A 22,538-nucleotide genomic window follows, 5' to 3' on the forward strand; every position below is an offset into this window, starting at 1 on the left:
AGGCGTGTCTGTCACTTGTGACAACCTGAGGAGACTTTGTTGTGACTCTGGGGTTGTCGACAAGTTCAAGTAAAAACAACTATCCTCTCAACAGTCTATATTTACTTCTCAGCTTATCAACACTTAACTGACTCAATACCACGCCTGATAAAATAAACATTGCAGCGACGTATTTTTCATAACTGATCTGCTCTTGATAAAATATAACACTGCCAATTAAGCCAAATATAGGTACTAACATTGTCAAGGGAGAAACCGTAGACATTGGGTACTTGAGCAGTAAACGATTCCATATCCAATAGCCAAGTAGTGTTGTCGGGTACGCTTGAAATAGGATTGAAAACCATACTTCTTGATTGAGCTGACCTGGCAAGTCCACAAATACCTGACTCCCGTGAAAGCCAAAGGCCAAGCATGATAAGGCAAAAGGCGCAAACAACATCCCCCAAACACTAAAAGCGAAAACTTCAGTGGTACCCGATCGCTTTACTATGTAATTCATCACCGCCCAGCTCAATGCGGCTATGAGGATGAATACGAGGCCCTCCAAAGGAACAGAGCCATCTTCCAGAAATAAGCTAATGACTAAACCAATAACCGCAAAAAATGCGCCTAGCGATTTTTGCCATGAAATATGCTCTTTCAACAATAACCAAGCCAATAGCAAGCTGGCAACAATATTTAATTGTAAAACCAGCCCAGCCATTCCCGCTGACACACCAATTGTAATTGACCACGTCATCATGCCCCACACACCCACGCCAAAACAAAAACCGTAGCCTAAGATATAGCGCCACTTTACCTTGGGTTTAGCAATAAAAAATATAGCCGGAAGAATTGCAAAGGAAAATCGCATCGCAGTGAGCAAAATAGGATTGGTTTGATCAGCGCCCAGTTTGATTGCTGAAAAGTTAAACCCCCAGATTATCATTACACCCACACCCAGTAAGAAATCGCGTATCGTCATTATCTGCCTCCTATTGTTAAGGCACTTATAGTATGTGAGCAACATTTTTAAATACAGATACACTTTATTGTTATTTTTAGTATACAATTTGCATTTACAGGGGGATCTATGCGCTATAAACAAATTGCAGAACAAGTAATTGAAGATATCCAAAACGGTAAATTAGCAAAGGGGAGCCGAATGCCTTCTCTGCGAAAAATGGCGAACTTAAATAAGGTCAGTTTGACTACCGCGCAGAATGCGTTTCATCTGCTGGAAGAAGGTGGTTGGTTGTTAGCCAAACCACAATCAGGCTTTTTCGTTACCATGCCTTTTGTCGAAACTACACTGCCCACTATGCCGCAATTTTCGAGCAAAGCCATTGCGCCAAATGACAATCACCCACTTGAATTAAATGCAAAACCCGGCCCTTTGGGTGTTTCACAGCTTGCGCCTTGCCATATTCCCTACGAGGCCTTTAAACGCAGTATGAAACGAGCAGCCAATCAATTGGGCAATGACATCCATTTTTACCCCGAGGCAAAAGGGCTTGTGAATCTGAGGAAAGCCGTGAGCCATCAATTTTTGCAATATGGATTTCCGTTTCAAGCGGACGAGCTGGTTGTCACGAATGGCTGTATTGATGCAATTCGATTTTGCCTAGAAACCACCACTAAAGCCGGTGACGCAGTCGCCATCAGTTCGCCCTGCTTCAACGGAATTATCGATTTACTTTATGAGCTCAATAGGCAAGTAATAGAAATTCCTTGTTTACCAGAGGGCATCGACCTCGATCAGTTTGAGTGGCACCTCAAACGCCATTCGGTGCAAGCAGGATTGTTTAGTACGTCACACATGAATCCACAAGGTATTAGTTTGAGCATTGAGCAAAAAAAACGCCTAGCAGTGCTGGCAAATCAATACAAAACGCCGGTGATTGAGGATGACGTATACTTTGAGTTAAGCCATGCTAAAGTGCCCCCCCTACCTGCTAAATACTGGGATAAAAATGGCTACATAATGTGGTGTAATTCGATCTCTAAAACATTGTCAGCAGCCTTGCGCGTTGGGTGGTGTTTGCCGGGGCGATTTATTCAGGCCTACAACAGGGCTTCAAGCACGGCGCGACTTGGTATAAACAGCCATGCACAGGCGGCCATTGCAGATTTTATTAACACCGGTCAATACACCAAACATCTAAAAATACTTAGGCTGACGCTACGACAGCAAGTGCAAGAATATCGGAACTTAATCCTCAAATTGTTTCCAAGTGATACCGCAATCAGCGCGCCAGAAGGAGGAATGGTGTTATGGATCCAATTAAACAATTTTTGTCATAAAACTTTTACTGTTTTGGTCGCCGCTGCCAATATCGATCTGCGCTTAGGTGCTAATTTCACCACGCTAGATTTGTACAACGATTGTATTCGCGTCAATTGTGGGTGGCCTTTGGACGACAAAATAAAAAATCAGCTCACCGAGCTTGCTGAATTGATACTTCGTAGTCAGCTCAAGTAAGTTATAGTATTTGTTAATTTAATGTGTAATTATTGTTACACATTGAATGCAGCATAACTTTAATAAACAATATGAAAAAAATCGAAGCCATCATAAAACCTCACAAATTAGACGAAGTCCGTAAAGCACTCAGTGATGCCGGATTCTATGGCTTAACAGCTACGGAGGTAAATGGTTATGGAAGACAAAAAGGACATGCCGAAACTTACCGAGGCGCAGAATACAAAGTCGAATTTTTACCAAAAATCAAGCTTGAAATTGCCACTACTGATGAACACGCCGATAGATGCATAGAAGTGATATTGGCATCTGCGTCTACGGGAATTATTGGCGATGGAAAAATATTCGTCACCAAGCTCAACCACGTCATGAGGATCAGAACACAGGAAGTCGATGACGAAGCTGTTTAAAACAGCGCTAACGCTCTGATGTGCTCTAGTTTTTTGACTTTAGCTTAAGCACATCTCGCATTCTATCTTGCACCACTTCAACCAACATGTCGGGTTGAAATTTTGAAATAAAACGATTGCAGCCTACTTTTTCTACCATTGCTTCATTAAATCTTCCACTCAACGACGTATTCAAAGCAATAAAGAGAGAAGACAAATGAGGGTCGTCTCGGACTTCGGCAGTCAATCGATACCCGTCCATTTCTGGCATTTCTGCGTCCGTAAACATCATTAATATTTCATCATTGACATTTTTACCTTCCGCAACCCAAGACTTCAGTAAGTTAAGTGCTTGTAGTCCATTTTGTTGTTCAATAATTTCAATGCCCAATTGAGTTAAGGTGTCTCTCACTTGCCAACGCGCAGTGGCAGAATCGTCAACCACAAGTACCTTTTTGCCATTTAGGTGTTCTTTTACGTCTTTATCCAAAATTTCTTCATTGATCGTTGTATCGTACATAATAATTTCAGAGAGTACTTTTTCAACATCAATGATCTCGACCAACTGCTCGCGATCTTCTGTTTTGATCCGCGTTATTGCAGTTAAATAGTGGTTTTTACCGACGCCACTTGGAGGGGGTTGGATATCACTCCAAGAAGTATTAACAATGCTCATAATCGGGCCGATTAGAAAGCCTTGCACGCTGCGATTATATTCGGTAATGATGACATTTTCGGGTTTATAGTCTTCTCGTGCTTTCATTTTGATCGCCCAATTAAGGTCGATAAGTGGGATGGACTCACCTCGGTAGTTCATGACGCCTTTGATATTATTGTGCGAGCCCGGCATTTGATGAATTTTGGGAACAGTAATTACCTCCCTCACTTTAAAAACATTCAGCGCGAATGTGTGTCGGGAAGACAATTTAAACATCAATAATTCGAGTCTATTTTCACCAACAAGCTGTGTACGTTGGTCTACAGACGCCATGATATTGGACATACAGTCTCTCTTTATTCTTTGCTTTTATTACTCATCGCCGCTTGCGATGTCAGCATGTTTGACGCAGCCGCAGATTCTGTTGCGGAACAAAGCTGTCGGCGAACTACCGTTCCCTAACTGGAACAACAAAGTCAAACAGCCACATTTAATATTGACTATAGATATCGGCAGCTTGGCAGGAAATGCTTAGTTTTCTTTTATAATTAGGGTCTGTAAGTGGACTAAGCGCACTTTTTGATTAGGCAATGATAGTACTTTCCAAGGTATTTGTAGGGATGAGAGGCGCCGAATTTCTTTTCCATGCTCAAAATATCTTGATACCGCTCTTCAACTTTTTCTCTATCAAACATGTAATCATGGAAACAGCGCAAACCAGCATCATGCACGATCTCTACATTTGAGAACGCCCGCAAAATATCCAGAAATTCTGTTGGTCTTACAGGGTTTTGAGGATTCAATCTTACTTGATTTTTTACTTTCAAGCCTTTGTTTATGTAATCGAAGTTTCCATACAGCGCATTCGCGAATAGATTGGCATCGTGATTAAAAAAACTAAAAGACAAGTGACAATTTATCGGTGCCCTCTCGATTAGAGCCCGTACAACTCGCATAGGATCTGGCAACCACTCTAATACAGCATGACACAGGACTAATCCTGCGTTATCAAGTGAACCATTAGAAATGGACTCATAAATGCTTTGCTGTTTAATGTCGACATTTTGGTAGTCTGACAATCTGTGTTTGGCAATGGCTAATACGTCTTTTGAAATATCTGTTAGTAAAACACTGTGCCCCGATGCAGCAAACACCTTACTCATTACCCCCGTGCCGCCACCCAAGTCGACAACGTTTATGCTGTCAACCGAATCGACAAAGCCTTGCAAGTAGTGACATAGGAGTGCATGTCGCAATCTACCTTTGCTGGTACCGTATATATTTTTATCGAATTTGTTGGCTATTCCGTCAAAACTAGACACAAGGACATCCTATTGTTTAAGCCGGATTGTCAATATCAACAAATTGTACCTCTACATCGAAATGCTGGGCTAACCATTCCCCGACAGCTTTTACGCCATATCGCTCACTCGCATGATGACCAACAGCAAAGTAATCTATTCCCTGCTCTCGCGCTGAGTGAGTCGTTTGCTCTGAGATCTCACCAGAAATAAACGCATCAATGGGTTTACCCTCAACTTGTATATCCACCACAGCGTCAATGTAATTCTGCCCTCCGCCACTACACCATGCCAACTGCGAAATATTTTGTTTATCCCCAACAGAGACCACTTGTCGAGCAAAGACCGAAGACAATATGCTTGTCAGTTGTTGATGAGATATGGGCTGCGGAAGTCTGCCACTCATGACAATCCCTTGCGGGGTGATATCAGGCAAAGCCACAATGTTTTCCAATCCTAGGCGTTTGCCTATCTGCGCGTTATTCCCTAGCGTAGGATGAACATCAATGGGAAGATGATAGGCAAACAGGTTAATATCATTTTGAAAAAGGGATTTGATACGCTTGTGCTTCATACCAACAAGCACTTGCGCCTCGTTTTTCCAAAAATAGCCATGGTGAACCAAAATAGTATCGGCTTCTCGCTCAATTGCGCTATCAATCAATGCTTGGCTGGCGGTGACACCGCTTACTATTCGTTTTATTTCTTGACTGCCTTCTACCTGTAGTCCATTTGGACAATAGTCTTTTATCGAAGAAGCTGAAAGTAGCTCATCCAATACCTTGTTTAATTCTTGTCGACGCAAATTGGTTTCCTTAATTAGAGGCTGTTTATCTTTGTTTATCAGCAATGAATTATACTGACTGCCAAAAATGTGTCACCTAAGCTGCTTCGCTTATCTAAATTAACGAAATTAGACATTTGCTCAAATAATGTTTAAATTACAATAAAATAACAACAATTATACAAAAACAAGGTGCATATTCATTTATGAGCAAATTAGACAAAGATAGCGTAATCGAAAAATTTACTACAGCCTATACAAAAGCGAAGGGTAAAGCACCAGAAATTGAAGCCAAGGGTGGCTGGTACAGTGTAGATGGCGGAAAAAACCTACGCTTGGCTCAGCTAAACGAAATGGCAGATGAATTGTCAGATTCAAAAGCTGAAGACGATGCACCCAAAAAACAAGAAAAACCAGCTGAAAAGCCTGATAATGACACTAAAACAAAAAAAGCTAAGAAAGAGAAGAAAGCAGTTAGCACTTTTAGTGTAAAAGATTTTTATGCGGCGGAAGTGTTAGCTAAGAATCCCGGTTCACGGGCGCCGCGTTAAATCGATAGATAATAATTACCCACAAAAAAAGCAGCTTTCGCTGCTTTTTTTAATGGCTGAATATGACTCGAATAACATGCGACGTTTAAAACTTATTGTAGCGCATTAAACTGAATACTTTATCGCTAAGGTTATCAACAACAACATTTGCTGCCAAACCCAGCTTCTGTGCTAAAGTTTTCTTCGACTCATATTTCAGTTTAAACAGTTTGTAGTGTTCATGCGCCTTAAGCAAATAGTCATCAGATGTTTGCAATTCGTCCACAAGTGCCAACTCTTTGGCCTTCTGCCCATACCAATATTCGCCAGTTGCCACTTTATCTAAATCCAAGCTTTCGCGATTTGTTTTTACGTGCTCTTTAAAAAGCTCGTGGACGCCTTCAATTTCTTCCTTAAACTTTGCCCTTCCCTCGTCGTTATTTTCACCCAACATGGTCAAGGTTCGTTTAAATTGACCTGCTGTATGCATTTCAAAGTCAATATCATTTTTCTTTAATAATTTATTAAAGTTAGGCAGTTGTGCTATCACCCCTATTGAACCGACGATGGCAAAGGGTGCCGCAATGACTTTATCGGCAACACAAGCCATCATATACCCGCCGCTAGCCGCAACCTTATCAATACTGACGGTAAGCTTAATGTTTGCATCTTTCACCCTTTGTAACTGCGAAGCAGCTAGACCATAGCCATGCACAACACCTCCGCCACTTTCTACGTTGACCAAGATTTCATCTTCTTCTTTAGCAACGCATAAAATAGCCGTTATCTCTCTTCGCAAACTGTCGACTTCTTTAGCCATCGGTGAGCCAACAAAGTCAACAACAAACAAATTCGGTTTTTCCACATCATCCTTCTTTTTGCTTTCTTTTTTCTTCGATTTTTGCAGCTTTTTAAGTGCCTCTTTCGATAAAAGCATTTGCTCAGCATGTTGCTTAATATTGTCAAACTCTTCTGAGATTGATTCAAAAACCAGATTGCCTGCCCCTTGTTTTTGCTTACTAGCAAGACCAATAACCACAGCGACAACCGTAATAATTGCGATGACAAGTGTCAGTGCTTTGGCTAAAAATAAGCCATACTCAAATAAAAATTCCAAAAAAGTTACTCCGATTTTGCTTTTATTGAGCAAAGCTCCGTTTTAGTGTCGATGGAGCAATGCCTTTGAATGAAGTTTGATAAACCAAAACTTAAGACCTAAAGGTCTGTTGGGGACATGATATACGATCCCCTGTGCGAACGACAGGGGATGAGGCAACTAAAGACTACTCAAGACTAATTTTGGACAATGGCTTCGTTTGACACTTGGATCAAACGCCCCCCTGATGCCAGATAAGCCGCCACTTGCGTTTGCATTTCTAGTGTCACTGCGGGATCAGATACTGGATTAATGCTACTGGCATGGGCACCTGAAGTAAACTTAACAATTCCACCCGTGGGTTCAGCGAATGGCGTTGTAGTTGAAATAGTTTGCAAGTTCATCAACGCTGCGAGCGGCAACTGCCCTGCTGTGGGTAAGCCTGAGGTCACCGTAACAGGGATAACTTGGTCAGGGAGATTTTCCGCGCCATCGCCAACAACCGACATCATGTGTACCGGTGTAGTTTGACCTAAAGAAGCAAAATAGTTGATCGAGTCACCGGAATCGACAACTGTCTGTGCGGCAAATTTAAACTGACTCAGTAAGTTATCGACTGCCGCCATTTGTTCAGTATTTAAAGCAGCCATAAAACTGTCTTTTGCTTGCAGTAGCTCCAAATCAGTCGGACCATCCGGAAATTGTGCGTTAACAAAAGCAGCAAACTCATCACTGCCACCAAGCAGTAAATTGGCAATAATCAGCGGACCAAAAGAAGGTGAATCAAGCAGGAATGTTGCTAGACCGCCACCTGGAGACTCCAAGGATGCAGCGTCAACCGCAAACATATCACTTAGCGGTGCTAAATCACCAGTCAAAGGTTGGTTAGCGATAGAAACAAAATTTCCGCCTGTTATCGCGCCCAAAGATACCCCCATGAGCGTGACACTATCAGTATTAAGATCAACTAAATCAGTGTCAGTTTGATTTACCACTGCATTTAAGCCTAAACGCAGACCGAGTAAATCCGACACAGCCTGACGTGCGTTATCTCTAGCCGTGGGTAAGCTTGGGACATTCAAAAATACAGTGGGGTTGCCACCATCAACACGCGTTGCCGTAATTTCAATACCAGGTTGCAGTGGATTAATGTCAAAACCTCGCGCACCATGTAAGGGCAAATCGATAGCGACGGTAGCGATACCCGCTAGAGATAATGCACCTGAAATCGACAACATATCTTCTTTTCGAGACGTGATACCATGCACAAGTATTGCGACAGGCCAACCTGCTTGCGGTTTTTCAATGGCAAAACCTAGTGCACTGGCAACAGCTGGATTCGGCACAGTGAGTTGCACATCTATACTTTCTAATCCTTGTTGAGTGCCTTTCATCATCGGCACAGGATTGAACTTGGTGATATTCCGGTCTCGATCAACTTTTTCACCATTGATGCGTAGGTCACGTAAGCCAAGCGATTGGCACATTTGGTCATTTGGGCCTGGGCTAGCCGCAACGAGGGCACCAGCAGCCGCTTGCAAGACCACACCGGAGTCACAGGCAGCTTCCCAAAACTCGTTTAAAGGTGCCAAAGGGTTGTCTACGGTCGGTGTAGACAGATAGTACGGTAACGAAATATCACCACTTAATATGGTCGCCGCGCAAAGTGCTCCCGCTCCCTGCCCCAAAACCGCAGTACTAATAGTTTGCGCCAATTCATTTAAGCCTGCGTCGGCGGCAACGCTGAAGGATTGTCCAGTCGAAAGCGTAAATTGTCCTGCCGCTGAGGCCAATAAGCCGTTGCAAGTCGTCAACGAAGAAAAATCAGTAAGTTGGATGACTGGTACAAGAGGTGCTAAAGCAGGGGTAGACACAATAGCACTATCAACCGCAGCATCAATTGCCACTTGTTGCACAAGACCCAGTGTTTCAGTAGCAGGTTTACCAACTGTATCCACTGAAATTTGAGGCAACAATGCTGGGTTTTGCGTCGCAGCAAAAGGGGCAATGTGAAGTTGTTTAATCGTCGCAAGAATATTAGTGGTCGATTGCGTTGTAAATGCAGCGGCATAACTTATTTCTTCGCGCTGCAATCCTACTTGTGATAGGGAGTTTACGTGAGCGTTAATCAGTTGTTGAAGCAACAACTGGTCGTCAGATGACAAGGGGTTGGTGGCGATATCTTGCTTTACCAAATCCCAAGTTGTCGATCCTAATACCGCGTTTCCAGCCGTATCTTTTAAGGCATTAGTCACCACCAACATATGCCCTTGGCCTCCGCGTAGAGGTCGCAAAGGTACAACATTAATGGTATCGCGATCACCTAAAGTGGCAACAAAATCTTGCCCAAACACCAGTTCATCACCAATTTTACAACCAGCAGAAGGAAGCGTCACTGCAGCACAATCGGGATCGTTTCTGTCCAATCCTAAAGTCGCTTCGAAAATTCTAATACTTGCCGCTATTGTACTCTCATCCAGCGATAAGCCTGCGGGTACATCCACGTTAATCGGAAAGGGGGCATTGGTCGACCAGCCATCTAAGATATTCATCGCGTTTTGAGGGTCGCCAAAGTTATTGGGATCATCAACAGGGATGTTCAAGGTAAAGTCAAAAAAGCCGTCATCACCAGGTAACAAGAGTAAGTCATTCGGTACGTTTAATTCACTGTTTGCGGGATCGAATATGATGCGTGCAGACGGGCTGACTACTGGTGTATCATTTCTGATGTCTTCAATAGTTTCGCCACCACAGCCTGCCAAACCTACAGCGGCTATAATGCTTGTGCTTAGTAACAGTCTTTTCATTCTATCTCCCTACCAATACAGATATTATTTTCTCGTTTTATCTTGAACGGTACGTTCGTACAAACACATTACGAACGAAAACCATTGAGCCCAAGTAACAAGTATGACCAGTTGTGTGAGGCATATATTATTGGCTTTGGCCTCATTTTGCAAAGTGTTTGTAAATAATTTGTAATTGTTCAAAGCTCGTACAGTATAGACCGGTAAGCCTTAAAAATTTTTCTGCACAGAAGCATACGCTTTAGTATACTCTCGCATTATTTCGGCAATAAGCTAATTGTATGACAGCCAATCACCCTCACTTTTCCTTTGAAAGCCACGAAAAAAGTCTTGAAAACAAAGTCATATTAGTTACTGGAGCCGGTGACGGTATTGGCAAAGAGGCGGCGATTAAATATGCTAAATGTGGCGCTCGCGTAATATTACTCGGAAAAACTACGGAAAAGCTGGAACACGTTTACGATAACATCCTTGAATTAGGTGGCAAGCAACCAAGTATTGTACCTTTGGACTTATCAGGCGCAACACTCAGCCATTACGAAGGGCTCGCCGATACTATTGCAAGTGAATACGGAAGACTCGACGGCATTCTATTTAACGCCAGTATTCTCGGTAATTTATGTCCGTTTGGACAAATTAAAGAATCCGAATTTGATGAAGTGATACAGGTAAACGTAAAGAGTCAGTTTTTGATCGTTAAAGCCATGCTTCCGATACTAAAAATGTCGCCCGCCGCATCTGTTGTGTTTACCTCCTCTTCTGTCGGTTCAAAAGGACGCGCATTTTGGAGCACATATTCTGTGTCAAAATTTGCGACTGAAGGCATGATGCAAACATTGGCGGATGAATATAAAAACAGCCATATTCGTTTTAACAGTATTAATCCAGGCGCAACACGCACCAATATGCGAGCTAAGGCTTTTCCTGCAGAAGACCCCAGTGAATTGAAAACACCAAGCCAAATCATGCCGACTTATGTTTATTTAATGGATGATGTTTCTCGGGGTATCAACGGTCAATTATTACATTGCCAAGCAGGCAACTAGAGGCTGTTTACTTTAAATCGTCAGCCCCGACTACCGTTTCAACCAAATTGTTGCTGTCTTGATAGCTTGAAGCACGAATCAATTCATTTTGCATTTCGTAAATGATCTCATCTGCGGAGACAAGTGAGTTGTGCTGGCGTATTTTCGCGTCGCCACTCAAACTAATAATTCGATGTTGCGCCTGATAAATAATCGTTGACGCCTGCGCTTTAACTAATGAACCGTTTTCTAGACGCTGTTGATACCTTGCAGGGCTGCCAGTAATAATAATTTTGCCGTTGCGCTTTCCGTTGTGTGCGTCAAAGGCTAATCTATCTGCATTAATCAACAAACTGCCTTGTTTGACGACGACATTATCCACATAAACGGCCTCTTTGAGAATGCCATCCTGCTCGTGATTTCGCGAATCAATATTAATATCTTCTTGGAAGTCGGTCAGCATATTGGCTGTTGAAGCGACGTTCTGCCACGTAGACTCAGAAGCTTGAGCATGCCCAGCACAGACAATTGTGGAAAGCAGTGTAGCCATCACCGCATGGTGAAGTTTATTGACTAACTTAATCATGTATTCTACTTTTTGCACCGGAACCCAGATACTCAGGAGTTAAAACGCTAATAGTAATCCCTGCTGCCTTTCAAAACAATTCTATTTAGTGATTAAAGAAACACTTCCCTACGCTCACTTATATTTCCTTGTTCATCCAATAATCACAATGCGATTTATTTTTAATCGATACAAATATTTACATAAGTTAAATTACTGTTTAGTGTAGTGAAAAAAGCGCTCGTTTCGAAACGCAGAGCCTGAAAATCTGAATATTACTGATTTTCAGCAAAAATACATAACTCGCAGGAACAAAAATGCTTAACTATCGGGTACGTATTTTACGTACAGTGCTTAGGTGTAAATTCATTTTTACAATGCTGGTGTGCACTGGACTGTACCACTTCACCACTTACGCCAGCATTGCGCCAATACCAGCAATTGTCAAAAGTCACCTATCCTTAAACGACGAAAAAGCGCAAGTTACCGGAAGCTTGTCTAAAGTACACTTGATTTCAATTGACTTGTCATCAAAAGAGCAAGCGGTATTGGCGGTCGAACAAATCAACGCCGACCTGCGTGTCCGTATTTTTGATACGGGATATAGTGAAAACCAACTTTTAAAAGAAATAAGTACACCAGCAGACTATTGGCTGCCTGAAATTGTGTATTTGTCTAAGGAAATGTGCACGCAATGTATCTTAGAAATATCTCCCTTTGAAGCAATCGATGAAAATGGCACTTTTTCGCTCTCCTCAATAAGCATTGGCAATAATGAGACTGCCAGATTTGAGTCTTACAAGCTTCATAGTGAAGCTGGGGAGCTTTGGAATGTTATGTCTTCAGACAATACCATGCTAAACGAGCAGCTAGTAGCAATTCGCGCTATATATCAAGCAGCCTTTGACAAGTCATCTAACCACGATGATACAAAATTAGCTGAATTGAGTCTTTTCCGAGTAGCTTGTATTAATTACTTGATGGGTGATTACTCTGAGACTATGAAACAACTTGACGGACTCACATCAGGAACCAACACAGACTACAAGATACGTATCAGAGCCATATCATTGGGTGCGCATCTAGATACTTTTAGCAAAAGCCATATTGAACGAGCTAAGGCTGCCTTAAAAAGTTTAACGAATGAGAAGTTTCTAAAATCAGATTTACTCATGCACACAAATGTGAAATACCGTCTAGCGCAAACATACGAAGCAGAGGGTCAATTTATAATCGCAAAGCAACTACTTGAAGAGGCTACCAACGAGTTCATTGAATTGTCAGATATGCGAAGGGGAGTCATTGGACTCACTTATTTAGGCTGGCTGGAGTACAGAAAAGGGAATCCTATTCAAGCGCTAAACTTCTTAAGACAAGCTGAAGCTCTCTCTCCCCACGGCACGAGTAAATTTAAAATTGACATAAATATTAAGCTAGCAAAAGTGCACAGAAACCTAGGTGACTTTGAGAAAGCGAATTACTTTATAGAAAAAGCCCTGAAACACAGTTTTAAATACCCGCTAGAGATGTTTGATGGCTGGGCAAAACAAGAAAAAGCAAGAATATTGATGTATAGCGGTCAATTCGATTTAGCCGTCGACAGCCTATTTCAAGCTAAAAAGGCGTATCAAAACAATCATGCAAAGGTTGACGTAAACAACATTGATTATTTTTTAGGGGATATTTATTTACAGCAAGGGAACCTTAGCCTTGCGAAAACATACATTGAACGTGTACTGGCCTTTGATAAGACATCTGGTGGTCCTTACGAGATTGGCACGGGCTATTCAAAATTAGCCCGTGTCTTATTACACGAAGGAAAGTACCAAGAAGCCAATAGGCTGCAAGAAAAATCTCTGGAGTATTTGTCTTCTGTTGATGATGCAAGTGAACTAGGCCAAGCAATCGGGCAATTAGCTGCAATTCAAGTGATGAACAACGATGTTGAAGCTGCACAAAACAGCTTTGAACTTGCACTGAACAAGCTCAGTATAGCAGGCAATAGTACTGCTACATTAGGCGTAAGCTATCTGTATGCCGAAGCACTTGCAAAACGCAATCAGCACTCAGCCGCGAAACAAGTCATTGAACACACATTAGAAAGCTTAAACACCATCGGCATTACCATACAACGACCCGACCAAAAGCGCAGCTTTTTAGCTATCACGCAACAATCTGTAGATTTGTATATTCATCTTACATCACTGCTCTCACCTAGTGCAGACAATACCCCTGCCTTATTGCAATCTCAAGCGTTCAGAGCCATTACCCTGTCGGATAAACTAGCTTCACTGGGATCAACACACTCATTGTCAAACGAGACAAGCACTGAGCAAATTGCATTACTTAATCAATTGCACAATAACGCGGTCTTACTGCGTTCAAAAGACACGCCAAAAGAACGCGCGGGGATAGCGAGCGACATTAGAAAAATCACGGCTAAGCTATATAAATTAGATGCGAAGCGTTATGAGCTGAGCGATGCCCCAATGTCAGAAAAGGCATCCCATGCTCCTTTTACCCTGGATAGTTTGACTCATATCCAAACATCACTCTCAAAAAACGATGCCATCTTGTATTTTGATACCGGCCAATTGAGCAGTCATTTATGGCTAATTAAAAATCAAGACATCAAGCACTATACCCTACCCTCGTCGTCTGTCATTTCTAGCAGTATAAAACGCTATCATTCTAGTCTCGCTCAACAAATACACAGTGAAACTGAACAGAAAACCATGCTAGGCGAGATTAGTGAAATGTTGCTATCCCAACTTAATACCGCCGAATTGAATGGGCTTAAAAAATTAGTAATCGTGCCAAACGGCACCTTGAATTTGTTACCTTTTTCTGCACTTTACCTGCCCAAAACAAATCAGTCCTTACTCGAGCGTTTTTCCATTGCTTATTCACCTTCTTTGCAAATGATGTCGCAATCGAATATCAGCGATGCATTCAATAAGGAAGAACTAAGTATGTTACTGGTGGCAGATCCTGCCATGCAGACAAAAGAGAGCAACACAGAGATACATGCAAAGCTGGGCTTTGATTTAGAGGAACTCCCATACACTGCACTAGAGGCCGAGGATATCTTAGAAATAAAAAGCTTGAACACTACACAATTGTCTCGTGAACGCGCCAGCAAGGATCATGTCATCACCAGCTTAACGGAAGCGTTTGATATTGTTCATTTTGCGACCCATGGCGTATCCAATAGTCAATTACCTGCGATAAGTGGTCTGGTATTATCAAATTATAACAATGTTGATAATTTATTCATGGCGCCAGAAATTGCTGGCTTGAATATATCACCCACGTTGGCAGTATTGAGTGGTTGTGAAACGACACTGGGCAGTCTTGTAGACGGTGAAGGTTTTATGGGACTAAGCCGTGCATTCTTTGAGGCTGGCGCACAAAATGTCATTGGTAGCTTATGGGAAGTAAAAGATGACGCAACGGCGAAATTGATGGCAAAGTTTTACAAACTATTGATTGATGAGCAGCTACCGCCCATCGATGCTCTCCAACAGGCTAAGCTCTATATTAAGCATTATAGGCGTAAAAACGGTATGCGACCTTGGAAAGACCCATATTATTGGGCGGGCTTTGTTTTGCAAGGTAATGGGAGCTTGCTGAATGGATAATATGAGCGAGAGTGAGTTTGCACAATCAATCGTGGAGCGGATCATTGCTGGAGATGCTAAGGCCGAAAAAGAAATGGTCAAACGATATCAGCGTGGCCTGATGTTTATGCTTCGCAAACGAAGTGGCGACGAACACCTAGCCGCCGATGTATCTCAAGACACTTGGCGCTTAGTGATTGAAAAAGTAAGACAAGGCCAATTAAAAGACCCCAAAAAGCTGTCTGCCTTTATTGTCCAAATTGGCAAGAATCAGTTGATTATGCATTATCGCCGACCCGAAGCAAAAAAAACGGACAGCTTAGATGAAACACAGACTCGTGCAATGGAAGCCACTGAACAGCCCGAAAAAGTACTAGAAAACCACAACTTGGCTTTGATGGTGAGATCCGTGATTGGCGAGCTTAATACTCCCAGAGACCGCGAGCTTATATTTCGTTTTTTTATCGACGAACAAGAGAAACATGTCATCTGTCACGAACTTGATTTAGACAAAGTGCATTTTGACCGAGTGTTGTACCGAGCCAAACAACGATTTAAGCAACTGTGGGATTCGCAGTTTAATTAAATGGTGTTGACCGTGGAAGATTATATCTAACAGATGCAGCACCAGTGATGATACAAAAAATTATTACCAAGTGATGAGAGTTTTTCTTGTTCACGTACACCAAAAAATTAAATACGACAAACGGATTTGTTGTAGTGGAGACACACTTTGAATCAAAATGAAAAAATTGAACGATACATACTTAATAAGATGAGTGAAGAAGAGGCGAGTGAATTTGAAGCCTATTATTTGTCTAACGAAGCTTGTATTGAACAACTAGAATTAAGCGAAAGGCTGTACAGAGGTATCAAACTCATTACCCCTGAGCTTGATCGTGAAGACGAACTGTTAGGATCTAAGCGTGCCAATACTAGCCAAGCTTTTTGGCAAAAAAATGTGCCTGTTTGGTCTATTGCCGCCATGTTTATGCTGTTGTTACTACCAAATGTTTGGTATCTCAGCAAAATGGATGGTAGCTACCAAGATATACAAGTCGTCAATATCGATCTGTCTAGCGTGCGCGGCACAACAAGTGACGTGATAGATATATACCGAACAAATAAACAAACGGTTTTGGCTACGTATATCGATAGAGAAGCACCACATTTGCAATTTGAACAATATGGTTTTTCACTTACACCAATTGGTAAACAAGTGCCTGAGATTCAAGTGCTAGACGCGGAGATTTCACCGGACGATATGCTGTATATAAATCTAAAGGGAGTGGCTCCTGAAAACTATTCCTTAAAGATTTTTGGCCTGTCGGAAAGCTCTGACAAGGCGCTAATAAAAGAAACACAGATTAATTTAATACAACAGAAGGAAGGGTAAGATGGATCAACTTATTAAACAAATCACGCACAGTCGTTCTTTTTCAAGGGATTACCAAAAACTTATTTTGGAGCTAATAAAAGCCAACCCTTGCTTAACGTCAGGATTATGCCGTTCTGCTCGTTTGGTAGATATTCATTCTAGCTTTAATGACGATCCTTACCAAATTCTTCATGATCCTGCGATACCTGATTGGGAATACAAAAAGTTCTCAGTAGATTTAGTAAATGTGGCGGGCTCTGATATCGACATTGATATTACTTTTTTATCTAGCTCTCCACAAGTAACACGCTCACCAAACAAACCCACAGAGGTCTACTGTACAGACTTCGGTACACTGCTAGTTTACAGTTACCCCAAACATATTCTTGTATTGTTTATTTGTGACCCAAACGGAAGAAACGATTGCTGGTTTTTCTATTTAAATCTACCAAACATACCCTTTAATCCAGATGATATTGAAAACTTTTTAAACAGTATATTATCAAGCTATGAAAGCATAGATTCTGAATATGACATCGAAAGGATGCCCAGATATTCTGGGGGAACAGGTCGAGATTAATTCAGCCCTTAATTCTTTCAGTCAACTATTGGTTGGTAACAAAGAAAAAGGGAGACGATCCAAGTCTCCCTTTTAACTATAAAAACTAGGGTGTACTTTGCTCTACCTTGGCCCAAGTGTCTCGCAGCTCTACCGTTCGGTTAAATACTAATTTCTCAGCCGTGCTGTCTTTGTCGGCACAAAAATAGCCCTGACGCTCAAACTGATAAGACTGCAAGGTACTGAGATCTTTTTCCAATACTTCAGCCAATGCATGCTCGACTTTGGCCTGCTTAACAAGCAAGGAATCAGGGTTAATACAAGCAGCAAAGTTTTCTTCACCTGCAGGGTTCGCGACGGTAAATAAGCGATCGTACAAACGGATTTCTGCATCACGCGCATGCTCAGCACTTACCCAGTGAATCACACCTTTAACCTTACGTCCGTCGGCAGGATCTTTACCGAGTGTGTCCGCATCATAACTGCAAAATATGGTGGTGATATTGCCATCTGCGTCTTTTTCCACCCTATTCGCTTTTACCACGTAAGCGTTACGAAGCCTGACTTCCTTTTCTAATACCAGTCTTTTAAACTTCTTGTTAGCCGATTCTCTAAAGTCTTCTTGTTCAATGTAAATTTCTTTTGTGAAAGCAATTTTTCTGCAGCCCATTTCTGGATTATTGGGGTGGTTTGGTGCATCCAACCATTCCACATGCGCATCATCGAGGTTTTCAATCACCAGTTTAACAGGCTCTAAAACAGCCATTCTTCGCGGCGCATTCACATTTAATTCGTCGCGAATACAGGCTTCTAACATGCTCATTTCAACCATGTTTTCCATTTTTGTCACGCCAATACGACGACAAAATTCGCGCACGGCACTGGCGGTATAACCCCTACGACGAAGACCTGCAACAGTGGGCATTCTCGGATCATCCCAGCCACTCACATGCGACTCTTCTACCAGTTGAATCAACTTGCGCTTACTTAAAACCGTGTATTCAAGGTTTAAACGACTAAATTCGTACTGATGCGGAACTGAAGCTACCGACACATTTTCAATCACCCAATCATAAAGCCTGCGGTTGTCTTGAAACTCTAAGGAGCACAATGAGTGCGTAATGCCTTCAATGGCGTCCGACAAGCAATGCGTAAAATCGTACATGGGGTAAATGCACCACTTATCACCTGTTTGATGGTGGTGAGCAAATTTAACGCGATATAGGACAGGATCTCGCATACACATAAATGGAGAGGCCATATCAATCTTTGCACGCAAGCTACATTGCCCTTCTTGATATTCCCCATTTTTCATTTTTTCGAAATGCGCAAGGTTCTCTTCGATACTGGTATCACGATAGGGACTGTTTACTCCGGGCGCAGTTAAGGTCCCTCGCATTTCGCGTACTTGTTCCTGCGAACTAAAATCGACGTAGGCCAACCCTTTTTCAATCAGCTCTAGTGCATATCCATAGAGTGCATCAAAATAGTCAGACGAATAACGTTCTTTACCTTCCCATTGATAACCCAACCATTGCACGTCTTGCTTAATTGAATTCACATAATCAATGTTTTCTTTCTCGGGATTGGTGTCATCAAAACGTAAATTACAAGTGCCTTTGTAGTCCTGCGCAATATCAAAATTTAAACAAATTGACTTTGCATGACCGATATGAAGGTAACCGTTGGGTTCGGGTGGAAAACGGGTAGCAACCGTGTCGTGAAGACCAGAAGCTAAGTCTTTATCAATGATTTGACGGATAAAGTTGGTCGGACGTGAGGCAGTCTCGGCCATATAACGCTATTCCTTATTCTGTTGTTTATTTTGCAGTATAACACTAGAGGGTCTGCGCTATCATGTGGTTTTTTTAATTTCAGCAGGTATACCGGCAACTAAGGTATTGGGCGGCACATCTTTGGTGACAACGGCACCCGCGGCGACCACTGCATTATCGCCGATATTTACGCCATCTAGGATTTTGGCGCCCATGCCTATCCACACATTGTTACCAATATGGATAGGCTTGGCTGTTTCTAGGCCTTTTTTTCTTAATTCGGGATCGAGGGGGTGGCTTGCGGTAGAGATAAGCACACCTGGTGCCAGCATGACATCATCACCAAAAATGACTGGCGCAGCATCAAGTATCACGACGCCATGATTGGCGTAAAAGTTTTTCCCTGTAAATATATTGTAGCCATAGTCACAATAAAAATCTGGCTCTATCCATGCCCCTTTCGTTTCTCCAAACAAAGACTTAATTAATTTCCTGCTATTTTTTCTGTCATCAAGGTCATGCTGATTAAAACGCTGACATATACGTTTAGCCTGCGCGCGCTCATTTTGCAGTGTTTTGTCACTCGGAAAGTACAAGGCACCACTCAACATTTTTTCTTTTTCAGTTAGCGTTTGCTTGGTCATACTGGAATCAGCTTTTTTTCCACAAATTTTGCAATCTAGTGTAACTGAAAAACTCATGTGGATTCCAATAACTGGGTATCAAATCCAGTGTTTTTCTCTCTTCAAAATTTGATACTAATTTTTGTAAAATCTCATTTAATCGCTCCGGTTTTATTGTCTCAAGTCGCTTTTTGGCCACTTTAAAATAGAGGTTACTCTGTTTGCCAACCGTAAATACTGAGCCGGTTGCTATAAATGTCAGTTTTTTTGTTGCTATGCGACATAGAGGCTCGTGGGGATCGCTAGGGTTGAGCCCAGTTACGATGGCATATTCATAGCTATCAACTTGCTTTGTATCCGCTGGGATATAAGTAATACCAAAGCCTTGAGGGAAGTGACCAACAATATCTAGCAATTTATTCGCTACCATCTTACTGACAGCACCTTTTTCAGCAGCGTTCAACACAACTGTCGCCGCTTTAGACAAGTCCATATAATCGAAGTTTGGCTTTGACGAAAACACAATCGAGGTATAGATCTGCGGTATTTTGATCAGGTTTCCAATCCCCCCCTCTGGATTGAGGGCTTTTATCAATAGGGTGCGCGTAAAAGCCAAGCGTTGTTGCTGCTCTTTTTCAAATTGAGATTTTTCATCTTTAGAGTTTCCAATATATTGATCTTTACCAAGCCCCAGCGTGATGTAATCGAGTGTGCGCTCATAGTTTATTTTCAATAAAGCTTTTCTCTCTTCCACGTTTAATACGCGAAACTCATCTAAACTGCCGTCCTCTCCCTTTAATATTTTTTGTGCATCGGGGTGTAACAAACCGACATCTTGAAAAATCGCCGCAAGCACAACGGGCGCGACGATTTCTTGTTGAAAGGGTGTCATTTCACCTTCAATCCCTGAATAACGCTGCTCAGGTTCAAACTTGTTTACCACGTACTCATTATTAAAATCGCCGTCAAAAAGCAGCTTATCCAATAAGCGACAAGCCACGACAGCCTTATACAAAGGCTTGAAGCGCTGATGCAATTTACGCAAACTTTTTCCTTCGCAAGGCGACATGAGTTGTAGTGTCCCAAGCACGCGAGCGCTATTTATCTGTGTTTTATCCCAGTTATCACCCTCGCTGAGTTGAAGTAGGTTCTGGCAAACTTGGTTCACACTGGACAGGCGGGCCAATCTGGCCTTATTTCTCTCGTGAATTAAAGCTTTAAAAGAATGTTCAAGCGCTTTCAATTTCTCGACGTTTTCGCTTGTTTCAAGTGAAGTGGTTGAAGCTTTTAATTCTGTGAGTTCACGCTTTAGGGATGTGAGTTCTACTTTTTCTTTTTCAGCATTTTTAAAATAATGTTCTGCTTGTTTGAATAGCGACTGATATGAAGCATCACTGCTACAAATACTCTCGACTAAATCAGTAATTGATTTTGTGAAAAATGACTTCCCCGTTGGGCCGTGCATGCCACCACCGACTAATATTGACTAAAAAACCTAAGGCGTTTATGCGAAACACTTGCCTTTGTGACGCTACACCGCAAACAAAGACACACGAGCCTCCAGAACAGGAGAACGCCTATTATCTTAACGGCCACCTAAGATAAAAGCTTAATTGCTCCGAATTTAGCATGGGACATGTCGCTCTCTGCTGCACAAGTTCCTCTCAATGTGAGGTGCCCCCAGTGTAATATCTCCAAGTAAGCACGAGCACACAGCAAAGCCAAAAACGCAAGGATGCCTTTTTGGAGTGCCCATGGATGGGTTTACGACGACTTTGCTGTGTGCTCGTGCTTACTTGGAGACGTTACAAGGCGTTACACTGGGGCATCGCACATTTAAAAAAACCTTCCAAATCGAATCGGCGTTATCTGTTATTTACTGGCCAAAGCTTGAAAGGAATTCAAAACTTGCCATCCTTCTGTAGCTGGGTTGTGAAAACCCAGTTGGCGATAAAGGCGCTTAATTTCTCCACTCTTTTCAAGCTCTCTAATTCCGTGACCTATCGATTTTACAAGGCCTTTATCATCTCTTCTTTTTTTTGAGAACACTAATACTCGGCTTTCAGGAATGATCACTTTGACACCCTCTATGGGCATCATTTGTGCACCATGTAAGTCCAACGTTAGCTGCCCTCCTTGAGGAAACTCATGAAGCGTAAAATCACCACGTCCTGCCTCCAAGACCTTAACCAAAGAATCATATCGTAAAGTCGACACCACTCTGTCACTGATATCATTGAGAATTTGCCAATCGTGCTTCCAGCTTTTTATTGTCACGCCAGTATAATCATCAAGCTTACTCGTCTTTTGTCCTTTTACCAAAGGGTGTCCAGCAAGCGCATAAATGCCTTTTTCAAAATCGCCTACCGCCAACACAGGCGAACTAACATGCACCAAACTATCGTTTATGTCAGACAGCCAGACACTTTCAGCCATTGTGTCAACCAGTCCATCTTCAACCATTCGCAACGATCGGTAGTAACTGGGTGATTCCACCAATTGAATGGAGTAATCAATATTTTGCATGTCTAAGGCCGAGCAGATGATCATGATATCGACAGGAGGCCGCTCTATTTGCTCCTCGTATTTACGCAGTTTTTGACAAATATCACCTTCGACTAATTCAGGATGGAATTTAAGAACAGCACTGTTGATCGCAATTTTTAGTTCGATTGTTTGAGTTGTGTTGGGAACAATAACTGAGTGAGCGTAAACACGAGGAATACACCATATCGCGCACAGACAAAAGATACTCAGTCTCAGGCATAAGCTAGTTAAAACATCGCGTCTTAAGCAAAGAAGGGTTTTGGCTAATTGTATAACTCGAACGAATAAATTAATAACGCGATTGCTCCCAACTAGTAGAGGCTGTTACAAGAAAGCATCCACTGCTGGTTACATGCTAATTCAGACTGTATAGATGGCTATCATCAACAGCTAAAAAGAATATAGCGATATGAAATT

At 42.1% G+C, this 22,538-nt stretch carries 19 protein-coding genes; 8 read left to right on the plus strand and 11 right to left on the minus strand.

Annotated features, from left to right (window positions below):
- Positions 1–79: 79 nt before the first annotated feature.
- The gene (locus ACFOHL_RS00605; protein ID WP_376918258.1) at positions 80–967 is read right to left on the minus strand and encodes an EamA family transporter; all 888 of its coding nucleotides are present in this window, start codon (positions 965–967) and stop codon (positions 80–82) included.
- Between the two features lie 108 nt (positions 968–1,075).
- On the opposite strand from ACFOHL_RS00605, the gene ACFOHL_RS00610 reads away from it, so the two are divergent.
- Positions 1,076–2,464 (plus strand): aminotransferase-like domain-containing protein, encoded by a 1,389-nt coding sequence (locus tag ACFOHL_RS00610; protein ID WP_376918259.1) that lies wholly within the window; start codon positions 1,076–1,078, stop codon positions 2,462–2,464.
- Between the two features lie 71 nt (positions 2,465–2,535).
- Positions 2,536–2,874 (plus strand): P-II family nitrogen regulator, encoded by a 339-nt coding sequence (locus ACFOHL_RS00615; protein WP_376918260.1) that lies wholly within the window; start codon positions 2,536–2,538, stop codon positions 2,872–2,874.
- 25 nt (positions 2,875–2,899) lie between these two features.
- Here ACFOHL_RS00615 and ACFOHL_RS00620 read toward each other — a convergent pair whose 3' ends face one another.
- From ACFOHL_RS00620 to ACFOHL_RS00630, 3 genes are all read right to left on the minus strand, one after another.
- The gene (locus ACFOHL_RS00620; RefSeq protein ID WP_376918261.1) at positions 2,900–3,856 is read right to left on the minus strand and encodes a chemotaxis protein CheV; all 957 of its coding nucleotides are present in this window, start codon (positions 3,854–3,856) and stop codon (positions 2,900–2,902) included.
- Positions 3,857–4,077: 221 nt separating this feature from the next.
- A complete protein-coding gene (locus tag ACFOHL_RS00625; RefSeq protein ID WP_376918262.1) occupies positions 4,078–4,833 on the minus strand; it encodes a methyltransferase in 756 nt (251 codons plus the stop codon).
- Between the two features lie 16 nt (positions 4,834–4,849).
- Positions 4,850–5,617, minus strand: a complete 768-nt coding sequence (locus ACFOHL_RS00630; protein ID WP_376918263.1) for a Nif3-like dinuclear metal center hexameric protein — start codon at positions 5,615–5,617, stop codon at positions 4,850–4,852.
- Positions 5,618–5,802: 185 nt separating this feature from the next.
- Here ACFOHL_RS00630 and ACFOHL_RS00635 point away from each other — a divergent pair, with 185 nt between their 5' ends.
- Entirely contained in the window at positions 5,803–6,147 is a 345-nt protein-coding gene (locus ACFOHL_RS00635) for a hypothetical protein (RefSeq protein ID WP_376918264.1), read from the plus strand.
- Positions 6,148–6,232: 85 nt separating this feature from the next.
- On the opposite strand, the gene sohB is transcribed toward ACFOHL_RS00635, so the two are convergent.
- A complete protein-coding gene (gene sohB / locus ACFOHL_RS00640) occupies positions 6,233–7,243 on the minus strand; it encodes a protease SohB (protein WP_376918265.1) in 1,011 nt (336 codons plus the stop codon).
- A 176-nt stretch (positions 7,244–7,419) separates the two neighbouring features.
- Positions 7,420–10,029: a VolA/Pla-1 family phospholipase gene (locus tag ACFOHL_RS00645; RefSeq protein WP_376918266.1), complete on the minus strand. Its 2,610-nt coding sequence runs from the start codon at positions 10,027–10,029 to the stop codon at positions 7,420–7,422.
- A 281-nt stretch (positions 10,030–10,310) separates the two neighbouring features.
- Here ACFOHL_RS00645 and ACFOHL_RS00650 point away from each other — a divergent pair, with 281 nt between their 5' ends.
- Entirely contained in the window at positions 10,311–11,075 is a 765-nt protein-coding gene (locus tag ACFOHL_RS00650) for a YciK family oxidoreductase (RefSeq protein ID WP_376918267.1), read from the plus strand.
- 7 nt (positions 11,076–11,082) lie between these two features.
- Here the strand turns inward: ACFOHL_RS00650 and lptA are convergent, their stop codons facing one another.
- A complete protein-coding gene (gene lptA, locus ACFOHL_RS00655; protein ID WP_376918268.1) occupies positions 11,083–11,640 on the minus strand; it encodes a lipopolysaccharide transport periplasmic protein LptA in 558 nt (185 codons plus the stop codon).
- Between the two features lie 296 nt (positions 11,641–11,936).
- Between lptA and ACFOHL_RS00660 the strand changes: the two genes are divergently transcribed.
- From ACFOHL_RS00660 to ACFOHL_RS00675, 4 genes are all read left to right on the plus strand, one after another.
- Positions 11,937–15,260 carry a CHAT domain-containing protein gene (locus ACFOHL_RS00660; RefSeq protein WP_376918269.1) on the plus strand — a complete coding sequence of 1,108 codons (3,324 nt, stop codon included), beginning with the start codon at positions 11,937–11,939 and terminating at the stop codon, positions 15,258–15,260.
- A complete protein-coding gene (locus ACFOHL_RS00665; RefSeq protein WP_376918270.1) occupies positions 15,253–15,825 on the plus strand; it encodes an RNA polymerase sigma factor in 573 nt (190 codons plus the stop codon). The genes ACFOHL_RS00660 and ACFOHL_RS00665 overlap by 8 nt, the downstream gene beginning before the upstream one ends.
- Positions 15,826–15,972: 147 nt before the next feature.
- Positions 15,973–16,635: a hypothetical protein gene (locus tag ACFOHL_RS00670; RefSeq protein WP_376918271.1), complete on the plus strand. Its 663-nt coding sequence runs from the start codon at positions 15,973–15,975 to the stop codon at positions 16,633–16,635.
- Between the two features lies 1 nt (position 16,636).
- Positions 16,637–17,197 (plus strand): hypothetical protein, encoded by a 561-nt coding sequence (locus tag ACFOHL_RS00675; protein WP_376918272.1) that lies wholly within the window; start codon positions 16,637–16,639, stop codon positions 17,195–17,197.
- A gap of 85 nt (positions 17,198–17,282) precedes the next feature.
- On the opposite strand, the gene glnS is transcribed toward ACFOHL_RS00675, so the two are convergent.
- The 4 genes from glnS to ACFOHL_RS00695 all read right to left on the minus strand — a co-directional run bounded on the left by glnS (position 17,283) and on the right by ACFOHL_RS00695 (position 22,100).
- Complete coding sequence (gene glnS / locus ACFOHL_RS00680; RefSeq protein WP_376918273.1) at positions 17,283–18,971, minus strand: glutamine--tRNA ligase; 1,689 nt, start codon at positions 18,969–18,971, stop codon at positions 17,283–17,285.
- 60 nt (positions 18,972–19,031) lie between these two features.
- Entirely contained in the window at positions 19,032–19,595 is a 564-nt protein-coding gene (locus ACFOHL_RS00685; RefSeq protein WP_376918274.1) for a sugar O-acetyltransferase, read from the minus strand.
- 7 nt (positions 19,596–19,602) lie between these two features.
- Positions 19,603–21,039, minus strand: coding sequence for a hypothetical protein (locus ACFOHL_RS00690; RefSeq protein WP_376918275.1), 1,437 nt, complete (start codon positions 21,037–21,039; stop codon positions 19,603–19,605).
- A gap of 407 nt (positions 21,040–21,446) precedes the next feature.
- Positions 21,447–22,100, minus strand: a complete 654-nt coding sequence (locus tag ACFOHL_RS00695) for a hypothetical protein (RefSeq protein ID WP_376918276.1) — start codon at positions 22,098–22,100, stop codon at positions 21,447–21,449.
- Between the last annotated feature and the right edge of the window lie 438 nt (positions 22,101–22,538).

The organism is Agaribacter flavus (assembly GCF_042646125.1).
Classification (GTDB): Bacteria; Pseudomonadota; Gammaproteobacteria; order Enterobacterales; family Alteromonadaceae; genus Glaciecola; species Glaciecola flavus.